We start from the raw sequence: 11694 nt of genomic DNA, 5'->3' as shown, positions 1-11694 counted from the left end.
TGTCCATGCTACGGCGCTTAAGTGTTACCATGACAGCCACTGCTACATTGTGTCTCCTTTGCAGTTCGCCGACACTAGCAGCGAGCAAAAAGCCTACACAGCCAGATAAATTCCCTCCTAATCCACTGGAGCTCACCACACCCGATCCACTGTTACCACGTTCGCCAAAAGATAAACAGCCGCTGACTCCGCAAGAGAGTCAAAAGTTGGAGGCGGCGCTGGATGAACTCAATCAACAAGCTACAACTACACTACAAGCAGGGGATAGGATAACAGCGTTTGATATCTGGAACCGCGAACTGCGCTTACGCCGTTATTTAGGTCCATTGGCAGAGGTACAAGCACTGTCGCGAGTCGGCGACATCGCTTGGAGAGAAAACGAGCGCCAAGAAGTGCAATATATCACACAGCGATTGCAAGCAATCCAAAAACAGGCTCAATCGAAAAAAACAACACCAGATTTACAACTTTTGCAAGCGTTAGGTCAAGCTTACCAAGGAGTGCGATCGCCTAAAGAAGCACTGCAAGTTTACGATCAAGTTTTGGCAGCAGTGCGACAGCAAAAAGATACCACAGCAGAAGTAAACACCCTGAGGATTATTGGAGAATTGCATCTGAATTGGTTTGATTACGCATCAGCAGCGGCTACTTATGAGCAATTGCTAACTTTCGCTTCTTCTAGAGGCGATCGCGCTAACGAAATAGCATATCTACAACAACTCGCTTACATTTACAAACAAGCAAACCAACCAGAAAAATCAGTAAAGATACGTAATAAATTAGCAGAAGTTTATCAGCAAGAAAACAACCAGATCCAGTTAGTAGCATTAAAGCAGGCTATTGGCTCAGATTATGAAGCTTTGGCACGGGAAAATCCCAGCTTACTGCAAGAAGCTTTCAAGAACTATGAAGAAGCTTACACCACAGCTTGGCAATCAGAGCAATTTGTCCGTGCTGGGGAGATTTTGCAAAAATTAATTGTACTGTACCGTTCTCAAGGACAAGTGGAGGAGGCTTTGCAAGCAAGCCAAATTCTCTTGCAAGCACAGGAGCGATCTGCCAACTTTTACGGTTTAATGAATGCTTATGACCAAATTGGGCAACTTCATTTGCAACGTAAAGACTATCCCCAAGCACGAACAGCTTTTCAAAAAGGGCTGGAGATAGCGCAACAGTTGAACTATGACGAAGCATACTTCACCCAGCAAATTCAAAAAACGTCTGGGCAAAGTTCCCAATAGAGAGGATGAGGGAGTGAGGGAGTGAGTGAGGGAAAATTCTCCTTCCATCCCTCTTTCCCTCCCTCCTTCTTCTTCCTCCCCTGCTTCCATTGCTCAAACAGGCATAACTTCCAAATTTTTGGATGCTCGAACAACCTCATAAAGTTTATCTTCAAACTTTTCCGTACATACTGACCAATCAAATTCAAGTATCGAGAGGCGAGCCTGTAAAGACATTTCTTCTTTGAGATCAGGATTTTCCAGAATTGAAATCACTTTGTGAGCAAGATCAGTTGGGTTGTTGGGTTCAGCTAAAAAGCCATTGCGACCAGGTATAACCTGCTCTGAGGTTGAGGGTGCAACAGCAGCGACAACAGGGGTTCCAGAAGCCAGCGCTTCGTTATTTGCCGTGCAAAAGTTTTCAGTCAACGAGGGATTGACAAAAACATCTGCACGAGCGTACCAGCCTAACAGTTCTGTTCCGTGAGACTCACCCCACACAGTCACACCGGATTTAAACTTTTCAGCACGCCTACGGAGTTCCTCATCTTGGGGACCACTGCCAATGATAACCAAATGGACGTCAGGAATTTTGGCAGCGATCGCTGAATATGCATCTAGGAGTTGGAAGACATTCTTTTCTGCGGTAATGCGTCCGACAAAAAGGAGGGTCGGTCTGTGGTCGTCGGGAATAGGGTTGTAGGAGATGTTTGCGGGATTAAATTTTTGACAATCAATTCCTTGAAAGGCGAGATATTCGCTGCGTTGCGATTTCATCTGTTTGTACTTAACAAGCTGTTCTCGAGAAGGAAACAAATTGACATCATAAACTTCACTGAACTGCTTAATCAAAAAGGGAATGATGGGACGAATAAGGTTGAAAAACTGATTTCCTAAGTAATATTGGATATAGGCAACGATATCAGTATGGAACAGAGATATGATTGGAGTGCGTGTTCGCTTTGCGTATTCAATGCCAATCGGGCGACCGTAACCTTGCAAATAAAGCGAGTAAAATCCTCTCATTTGCGCCGCTTCTTCAACCACTATAATGTCGGGCTGGAACTTTTCGAGTAACTTAGTATCGCTCCAATGCCGATAGTGCAATGGTTGAGGAAGAGACTTATAAAATATCAGTGGCTGTGTTGGGAATGCATAGTCGGAAAAATTGGGGAAAGGCTTTAACTCATCCAGCCCTGGCATAGGTCGATTGCTAACACGTTTGGGGTACTGGTCGTTGATTTCAGGGTGAATCAGAAAAACTTCATGCCCCTGCTGTAACAACCAGCGAACCCGTTGGTGTACTGCTACGGAGACCCCTGCTAAGAACGGAGCATACAAGCTTGTAAAAATTGCAATGCGAAGAGGTTGCTTGTTCATAATTTTTGTGCAGTATTGTCTATTTTTCTGAGCTAAAAATTGATGTCCTTTTGTTTCAGAACACCAGCAAAATATGATACATTGGAATTTAGGATTTACGCATTAAGTAAAATTGTTGATTGTGTGCAAAATATTTTTTGTCTTAGTTCGTAGTTATACCAATGCTCTAAGAAACCGCACATCATCGGAGAAATCAAAAGCATACAATGCAAGGTTTTTCTGAATTATGATGTGCATTACAGACAAGTGGTATTAGTAGTTAGTGATTAATAACTCACTACTATCAACTAATAAATAGGGCTAAGCAATTATCCAACAATAACAAAAACCACTCAGATGAAGTTTCCTAGTAAAAAAATTACCCAAGCCTTTTTGTTACTACAAACTTAGATTTTTGTTACCATCGTTACTGATTAGGTTTTGATGAATGTTCTGGCTTATTTAGTGCTATTTTACATTTTGTCGCAAGACACAACTGCTTAATTTGCAACCAAATCATCAACGATTTAGGCATCGCGATTTAATTGCTTTTTTGGAATGGCCGAAACGATCCGTCTCTTGCATTTATGGCGCATCTCATGTTGCCTACCCTACAAGAATAATTCTTCAATTATGAGACACAAATTGTAAGTATATAGGTAGAAATAAACCGATATCCATTAAGAAATGTCAAAAAATATGAAACTTTTAGCAATGACTAATGACTAATGACGGTCCTAAGGAATTAACTTTATTTGTGCCGACCTACTTAGATTGCCTAAAAAAGTGTACAGTGTACCAAAATTGTTGCTTACTTGGGTTAAATTAGCAATTAATTAATTGAAGAAACAGTGTTTCTTGATATTATCCAGGAATCTGCGTAACATCCGCCAAACAAAAAAAGTAGAAACCTTTCTACTTTGACAAGAATTAAAATACAGGCGGCTAATTATGAAAACCATAGCAGGTAAGACAGTGGTTTTGACTGGTGCATCAGGCGGCATTGGAGTATTTCTTGCCCGTGCTCTAGCAAGAGAACAGGCAACTGTAGTTGGAGTTTCTCGTTCAAAGGAAAGGTTAGAGGAAATATGTAGAGAGGTCGAAATTGCAGGTGGTAGAGGAATAAGCATTCCATTTGACATTAGTAAATTAGAAGAATTATCATTTCTAGTACGGCAAATTCATGAGCTTGCAGGTCCAATTGATATCTTGATTAACAATGCTGCAATAGAAAAATATCGACCTTTCCAAAATTACAGTTTAGAGGATATTCAATCGATATTGACGACTAATTTACTGGCACCAATGGAATTATCCCGTTTGATACTATCAAGCATGGTAGATCGTAATAGTGGTCACATCGTGAATATTTCATCTGGTTCTGGTAAAAAGGGAGCGCCTTACAACAGCATTTACTCAGCTAGTAAAGCGGGTATGATTATGTGGACAGATGCAATGCGGCAGGAATTAGCTAATACCAATGTAGGAGTTTCCGTGGTTTGTCCTGGGTATACGTCAGCAGGAATGTTTCTCAAATTTGGCTTACCAGCGCCAAGTTTAGCACGTGTTCACAAACCAACTGATGTGGCGATCGCCGTCATCAATGCGATCAAGAAAAACCAGGGAGAAGTCATACTCGATGGAATTTTAACAAAGCTCCTATTTTCTGAAATCCAACTTTTTCCCAAGTTTGGAGATGCAGTTTATCGCTGGATTGGTTTGACCAAACTGAATCGAACTTGTGCAGAAAATCAAATGCGTGACGAAAATTCTGCACAAAACTAAGTTATCTCATTTCTCTACTCACAAAAAAACAAAGTAAGCATGGCTGAGGCTCATTACGATGTCATCATAATTGGCACGGGTGCTGGTGGTGGAACTTTAGCTAATTTACTCGCACCCAGTGGGAAGAAAATTTTAGTCTTAGAACGAGGAAGTTTCTTACCCAAAGAAAAAGCCAATTGGGATTCGGAGCAAGTTCATAAAAAAGAACGCTACCTAAATTCTGAGGTTTGGTACAAAAAAGACGGCAAACCATTGCGTCCAGTCACACACTATTATGTTGGCGGGAACACCAAATTTTATGGCGGTGCTTTATTCAGATTTCGCGAGCAGGACTTTGAAAAAATCATTCATAAAGGTGGCATTTCTCCTGAATGGCCATTGAAGTATCGGGACTTTGCCCCCTACTACGCCAAGGCTGAAAAACTGTACGAAGTACATGGAAAGCGTGGTTTAGACCCTACTGAACCCCCAACCAGTGAAGACTATCCCTTTCCACCAGTCAGCCACGAACCCTACATTCAAGAAATCCACTATGCCTTAAAGGATAAAGGCTGCCATCCATTTTATCAACCGCTTGCTATCAAGCTAAATCAAGTCAATCGTTTTTTGAGTGCTTGTATTCGTTGTGATACTTGCGACAGCTTCCCGTGTTTTCTTGATGCCAAAGCTGACGCTGACATTAACGGTGTACGTCCAGCACTTGTCTATCCTAATTTAACTTTAATGACCAATGCAAAAGTGCTGCGTTTGCATACGAGTGCATCTGGTCGGGAAGTGACTGGAGTTGAAGCAGAAATTGCAGGTAAGCGTCATATATTTTCTGGGGATATTGTTGTTGTCGCTTGTGGCGCAGTCAACTCAGCAGTCTTGTTACTCAAATCAGCCAATGACCAACACCCAAATGGATTAGCAAATAGTTCTCATCTTGTAGGGCGCAATTACATGGCGCACAAATTTGCAGTGGTTATGGCTTTGACTGCAAAACAAAATCCGACAATTTTTCAAAAGACACTTGCTATCAATGATTTTTATTGGGGAGAGAAAGATTTTCCTTACCCAATGGGAAGTGTACAATTACTAGGCAATCTTAACAAAGATAAAATTGCGGCTAATGGACCACCTTTTATGCCTCGTATATTCTCTGAAGCGGTGGCGAATCATTCTGTTAGTTGGTTGCTCATAACTGAAGACTTGCCAGACCCCAATAATCGCGTGCGTGTTGAGGGTGAGAAAATCTTTCTCGACTATACAAATAACAATGAAGAAGCATTGAATCGCTTAATCAAACGCTGGAATCAAATTTTGAAATCAATTGAGAATCGTCAGCGAGATGGGGCATTTTCACTATATGCTAACCTCAAAATGTCTTTGAGAGAAGTTCCACATCAGTGTGGGACTTGCCGTTTTGGTGAAGACCCCAAAACTTCTGTGCTTGACCTCAATTGTCGTACACACGATGTTAATAATCTTTATGTTGTTGATGGTAGCTTTTTCCCGTCAAGTACTGCTTTGAATCCATCACTAACGATTATGGCAAATGCTCTGCGTGTGGGAGAGCATCTGCTGGAAAGACTGGGATGTCATCTGAAATCCGGTTACTCAGATCTTGCACTCATTCGGGTGTGAACTACCCCAACGCGCGCTGACACTATAGTTGGGGCTTCTGTACTCATAGGCGAGTGCCAAGAGATGAGACTTTCGCCCCATCTTTGGTCTTATACTAAATCCGGTTTTCAAACCCCCCAAAAAAGTGTATGGTGTAATCACAACAGAAAAGCGACTGATAATGAGTGGTTGAAAAACCATGCCAAAGAAAGCACATCTAGAAAACCATTTCTATAAAGACTTTAGCTTAGAGAATTTAGGCAAGTACTCCTGGAGCAAATCATTAAGCCCACTTACATGAGCAGCGCGATTGAATCCTTTAAGCGCTGCCAAAAAATTTAGTGCTTCTATCTTTGTCTGTGCTAATTCTTTTTCTAAGTCAGTAATTTTTTGTTCGTATTCTAGCTCTGACATGGTTTGACTCCTATATTTTTTATGTAAAAACCCCTTTTCGGGGATAGACTTGGCACGCCAAGTCCATCTAGTTTTTATTAGCGTTAAAGAAAAAGAATTATGCAGCCGCTTGACCTAGTACCCAAGCCTTAGAGGGTGTTTGAAAAGTTTTTAGGGATAAAATTTTATGCTAATCGCCTCACCTTAGGAGGAATCATGGCAAGATAGATAAAAGTCTCAGATGTTTTGGGCAATAACTCAACGTCTGTTGACCAATCGCCGACACCCCATCAGCTTTCCCATAAGTGCGCTCTACAACCCAACGTTTTTTGAGCAAGACAAAGCTCGAGGGAGCGCTGCGATCGCAGAACCACCTGCACAATCCAACGGCAAAAGTCCATATACGAAGGACAAGCTTTGGAGGGGATATAAGGCATTTGTAACTCACCCTGGCTGCGCCACCCCTCTCCGAACTTCGGAGAGGGGAAGGGGTGAGGTTTCCTGTGAATTACGTATTACTAATGATCAACTATATAGAAACCTTACGATCGCCAGGTTGATCTAATAATTCATAAGGGCGGTATTCGACTAAACGAACGCCCCAAGGACCTTTGATTTGATAACTCACGCCGCGCCAGTTGACTCTTCGCATCCCCAAGGATAATACCATCGCTATCCCATAAACCCACTGTGTCAAGGGAATTGCTATTAGCATTTTCACTACTGTTACAGGTGACAATTTTGTCATCGGTTCATCATGTTTGCGAATGATTTGCTGTACCCCTTGCTCTAATGCCAGCATCATAAAGAGTAATCCCAGCGTATAAATGCCAAAGTAGCCAAACGACAAAGCGGCAACATTCCATTCTCCAGTCAACAATGCCGCTAGAAACAACACTATGACAAGAGTCGGTATCAGTATGCTTGAAATAGCATCACTCACTACAGCCAACCACAAAGGGTGATAAAGTCGAGCACTAAGTAGTTGGCGCATTAGCGAGTATTTTAAGTTAGGTAATTCGCATTCTTCGCGATTGAGCATTATTAGAGAAGGGACAAACTTAACCTGCATCCCATGTTTTTGCAAGACCTTGCAGATCATGGTATCTTCGTTGAAGGCTTGCCCCCACTTATCTAGCAGTCCTGTTTGGCGAAGTAGTTCTGTTTTCACCGCCAAACTCCCACCCCAAGGAATCCGGAACAGATACATCTGCACCACTGTAGAGACGTTGCCTACGTACCGCACCAAAGACCCCCAATATCTACCTGTGGGGAGATACCAACGGTTACCTGTTGTTGCCCCGACTTTAGGATGTGCCAGAGGGCTGACTAATTCACGCAGCCAATTGCGATGGACTACTGTATCGGCATCAACAAGGGCAACGACTTTGTAGGAATCATCCAACTCCGAGACAGCTTGCAGTAGGGAACTGCATTTAAGACTACAATTTTGGCGCGCTATCCTCAAAGGGCTGATTTCGACGTTGGTTGCTCTTTGCTCTTGAATGGTATCAGTGGCAATTTTCCAAGCCGGGTCTTCCTGGCTATCAACGATCAGCTTTAAATCATAGCATGGGTAGTTTTGGTTCAAGAGCGATCGCAAGCAGTTAGTCAAAAACGGATCAGCGCCGCGTAAACACAGAATCACCGCAGTTTTGGGCAACTGGTCGTCTGGTAATGACTTTTTTTGGGATAAGCGCAGGTACAACAAAAAAACAACTGCTAAACACGCCTGAATAGCCAACCAGCTTAGCAAAGACTTAGACAGGAATATCACCAACTCTTTCATAATTCAGCCTAGTCTTTTATTAAGTGAAGAGTTTGTCAGTAGACTTCTTGAAAAAATGCGTGCGTTCGTGGGTATGAAAGCGCAGATAAACGCAGATGAAAACAGACAATTATTGACTTATGCAAAAGGTTAAGTAAACAGTTAACAGTATTAGATACAGATAACTGTTCACTGATAACTGATAACTGATAACTGTTTACTGTTTTAAGGGTCGAGCGAATATTTCATCACAATTTTGATGGTTGTATTTTTCCTCACCACAAAACTGGCGTCACGAAACTTTGGTGTACCCGTTGTTATTGATACAGTTGGATTTTTGGAAATACCAAAACCTTCTTGTGGAATACCTAAAAAGTCTTTGTTTAGTTTGTGGTCTCCGTTTTGGTCGTCAACTACGGCGACAGCATAAGTTCCCGGTTTCAAACCTAAGAACTGCTTTTTTACAGAACTTCCTGTTATCTGAGTGCAGCCACTTTGTACTTCACTAGTATTACTATTAGGAAATCCTTTTTCACTGGAGTAAATTCTCAGGCAAACTTCACCGTTTTTATGACGTAGCCCATCTACTACGACAGTGAGTGTTGCACTAGGTTCTGCATTTACGGTTCTAGCTAAGCTGAGGCTTGCTAAAGTAGCGAGTAAATAGAAACTGAATTTAGAGAGATTCAGCATAATCTTGCAGTGACTAAGAGGTGAGTTTTGCTAATGTTGGGAAATTGAGAAAAATTATCTGAGATAATTAACTCAAAATCTTCAAAGGTCTGAGCCAAAACTGAATCTATCGCTTCTTTGATAAATTTCTCGCCATTATATACAGGTAGTCCGATGCTCAATCTTGGATGATGATTGATCATAAGAAAAAATGGTACAGAGATTCCGTGAAATGTGATTGTTGTTTGAGAATTTAACGCAGGTAACTTTTTGTTGCTGAGAGTCCAGGGTTACAGCGCTTTTCTGTACGGTGGGCATTGCTCACTAATATCTCAAATGTGAACGACATAGGCTTTTATGGGCAATGTCCACCCTACGATTTGTGGCCTAATTATAAGAATAAGCGCTGTAACCTGTACTTCATAAGCTTGCATAATTCTTCGTGAAGACAGTCAAGAGTCCAAAGTCATGCATTCCAATAACTATTGACAATTGACTGTTAACTACCATCACGTAAAAATCTGCAACTTAGATGCGCATTAACTTAAGAGCAGGGTATGAAGCGACAACTCTATTGCATAAATTTTTGGATGTCTGTTTTTTTCACCCATTCCTGGGTGCGTCGCATGCCTTCTTCCAAGTCAACTGTTGGTTGATAACTTAACAGCTTTTGTGCTTTGGTGATTGAATAAGCATAGGGGCGAGTCATAAAATCTACGACTTCTGGGAGAATATCAGCTTGTTTGCGAAAAAGTTTTTGTCCTTGATAGCGCAGCTGGAGAAACAATTTAAGTTCATCTTTTGGTAGAGAAAAGGGAGCGGGTAAACCAGCTATATCAGCTAAGCGTGTAAAATAATCTTTCCAAGTTGTTTCTTGTCCATCAGTCACATTGAAGATTTCTCCGTATGTTTCTTTTTCTATGGCGAGAAAGATAGCATCGATTAAGTTATCGATATATGTGTGGTTGATGACTCCCCGCCCCTCATTTGCATAAGCAAATAATCTTTGCCGCATCATTAACAGAGGTCGAACTATCCAGGGGATGCTTCCAGGTCCGTAAACATCTCCTGGTCTGAGGATGATGATGCCAAAATTTGCTGGATCGTTCAGTTCTAAAAGTGCTTTTTCGGCTTCTATTTTTGTCTGACAGTAGGCATTCTTCTCACCACACAATGGTCCGTCTTCTGTGACACGATCAGGATAGTTGAAGCCGTATACCAAAACACTGGAAATATGGACGAAGGTTTTGACACCAGCATTCTTGGCAGCTTGAGCCATGTTAATGGTTCCGCTAACATTTATCTCACGAAATTGGTCGAGCGAACCACCTTCTTTGGCAATTTCTGCTGTGTGCAAAACTATATCTACTCCTTGACAAGCCTTTTGGGCGGTTGCTGGATCAGTGACGTTGCCATAAATCACTTTAGCGCCCAAGTTTTGCGCTTTTTTGTTCTTATCTGAAGAATCTTGCAGTCCACAAACCTTGATTCCCTTTGCTATAGCTAACTCTGCTGTACGCGAGCCGATAAATCCGCCAATTCCAGTGATGAGGAGAGTTTTGTTGTTGAGGTTCATAGAAGATTGTAATGAAGAATTGAAGCTAAGTTATTTGTGAGAAATTTTCCTTTTTGATGAGTTATTAGTTCTTTGTATTTACAAAGGACTAATGACTCATGCTAGAAAATATCTGCTGGATCTGTAGACCGGAGTTGGTTAATAGCCAGCGCTCCAGAAGTCATACACATTAATATTGTTGAGATTAAGACAATTATCGCGTTGTGCAAAGACATCATGATGGGTAATTTAGTGGCTTGCATAGCAAAATCATATAAACCTAAAGAAAAAGCATATGCAGGTATGTAACTTAAAACTGCTAAAATAAAAGCTTGTTGAAAGACAACATTATATAGATAATTATTTCCATAACCTATGGCTTTTAAAGTTGCATAAGCAACTAATTGATTGGAAATATTACTGTAAAGAATTTGATAAACAATGACTATACCAACTACAGAAGCCATTGATAACATGAGATTGAGTATAAAACCAATTGGCGTTCTGGTAGCCCAATATTCTTTTTCAAAATTGATAAATCCTTCACGGGTAAAAACTACGACATCATTAGGTAAGTTAGCTTCTAACTCTCGCTGAATCTTTTGCGAATTGGCACCAGGCTTAAGGGTTATTGCACCTACATCTATCATTTCTGCTGAACGGTTGTTTATTATTCTGATGAAAGTTGAGTCACTGACAATTAAATTACCATCTACTCCAAACGAGGAACCTAAGCTAAATAAACCACCCACTCTCACTCTATAACCAGTTAATGAGTTAAAAGGAAAAATTTCAATGAATTGCTCCGTCTTTTCTTTTTCAAATTTTTGAGCAATATTCCCAAATTCTGGTCGAGAATTACGGTCAAAAAGGACAACATCAGGAATTTTAATTTTATCTAAATTTGCCTCAATTTCTGGCATATTCATAACAGGCTTTCCCGGTTCAAAGCCAATAACATATATTGAGTATTTTTGACCGTTAACAGGATTTTTAAATTTGGCAAATCCTATATACATAGGACTCACAGACTCGACACCATCAAACCCCAAAGCTTGATACAAGCGAGTCCGGAAAAAGCTTTGATTTGCTGTTAATGCTTTATATTGAGAACTGATTAAAAATAAATCACCTTGGAGATGTCGATGCACTTGGGTGGCGCTGGAATAAAGAGCATCTTGGAAACCAAGTTGCATAAACATCAAAATGACAATAAAAGCAATACCAGCCACAGCCACAAGAGAACGAACTTTGTTTCGCAGAAGTTGCAGCCATGCCAAAGGAGTTTTAAAAACCATGATTCCAGCCTATTAAAAAGGTGTGTAATGCCAATGTAA

At 41.0% G+C, this 11694-nt stretch carries 9 protein-coding genes and 1 pseudogene; 3 read left to right on the top strand and 7 right to left on the bottom strand.

All coding sequences use genetic code 11. From position 1 onward, the window contains the following. The first annotated feature begins 5 nt into the window (after window positions 1-5). Window positions 6-1241, top strand: a complete 1236-nt coding sequence (locus ACM0OZ_RS08655; protein WP_414582384.1) for a tetratricopeptide repeat protein — start codon at window positions 6-8, stop codon at window positions 1239-1241. 93 nt (window positions 1242-1334) lie between these two features. On the opposite strand, the gene ACM0OZ_RS08650 is transcribed toward ACM0OZ_RS08655, so the two are convergent. Beyond that, window positions 1335-2600 (bottom strand): glycosyltransferase, encoded by a 1266-nt coding sequence (locus ACM0OZ_RS08650; protein WP_414582383.1) that lies wholly within the window; start codon window positions 2598-2600, stop codon window positions 1335-1337. 930 nt (window positions 2601-3530) lie between these two features. On the opposite strand from ACM0OZ_RS08650, the gene ACM0OZ_RS08645 reads away from it, so the two are divergent. After that, window positions 3531-4364 (top strand): SDR family NAD(P)-dependent oxidoreductase, encoded by an 834-nt coding sequence (locus tag ACM0OZ_RS08645; RefSeq protein WP_414582382.1) that lies wholly within the window; start codon window positions 3531-3533, stop codon window positions 4362-4364. A 39-nt stretch (window positions 4365-4403) separates the two neighbouring features. Next, entirely contained in the window at window positions 4404-5990 is a 1587-nt protein-coding gene (locus ACM0OZ_RS08640) for a GMC oxidoreductase (RefSeq protein ID WP_414582381.1), read from the top strand. A 210-nt stretch (window positions 5991-6200) separates the two neighbouring features. Here the strand turns inward: ACM0OZ_RS08640 and ACM0OZ_RS08635 are convergent, their stop codons facing one another. The 6 genes and pseudogenes from ACM0OZ_RS08635 to devC all read right to left on the bottom strand — a co-directional run bounded on the left by ACM0OZ_RS08635 (window position 6201) and on the right by devC (window position 11655). Further along, on the bottom strand, window positions 6201-6383 hold the full coding sequence (locus ACM0OZ_RS08635; protein ID WP_414582380.1) for a hypothetical protein: 183 nt from the start codon (window positions 6381-6383) through the stop codon (window positions 6201-6203). Between the two features lie 508 nt (window positions 6384-6891). Further along, complete coding sequence (locus ACM0OZ_RS08630; RefSeq protein WP_414582379.1) at window positions 6892-8151, bottom strand: glycosyltransferase; 1260 nt, start codon at window positions 8149-8151, stop codon at window positions 6892-6894. Window positions 8152-8355: 204 nt separating this feature from the next. After that, on the bottom strand, window positions 8356-8823 hold the full coding sequence (locus tag ACM0OZ_RS08625; protein WP_414582378.1) for a DUF2141 domain-containing protein: 468 nt from the start codon (window positions 8821-8823) through the stop codon (window positions 8356-8358). A 47-nt stretch (window positions 8824-8870) separates the two neighbouring features. After that, window positions 8871-9005 (bottom strand): annotated as a pseudogene (locus ACM0OZ_RS08620) (glycosyltransferase family 2 protein); the annotation flags it as partial. A gap of 368 nt (window positions 9006-9373) precedes the next feature. Continuing rightward, window positions 9374-10378 carry an NAD-dependent epimerase/dehydratase family protein gene (locus ACM0OZ_RS08615; RefSeq protein ID WP_414582377.1) on the bottom strand — a complete coding sequence of 335 codons (1005 nt, stop codon included), beginning with the start codon at window positions 10376-10378 and terminating at the stop codon, window positions 9374-9376. A 101-nt stretch (window positions 10379-10479) separates the two neighbouring features. Then, a complete protein-coding gene (gene devC / locus ACM0OZ_RS08610) occupies window positions 10480-11655 on the bottom strand; it encodes an ABC transporter permease DevC (RefSeq protein WP_414582376.1) in 1176 nt (391 codons plus the stop codon). Between the last annotated feature and the right edge of the window lie 39 nt (window positions 11656-11694).

The sequence above is a fragment of the Scytonema sp. PCC 10023 genome (genome assembly GCF_963920835.1).
GTDB lineage: Bacteria > Cyanobacteriota > Cyanobacteriia > Cyanobacteriales > Nostocaceae > Kalymmatonema.
The sequence above is the reverse complement of the archived record's forward strand: the minus strand, read 5'-3'. Positions and strand labels throughout refer to the sequence as shown.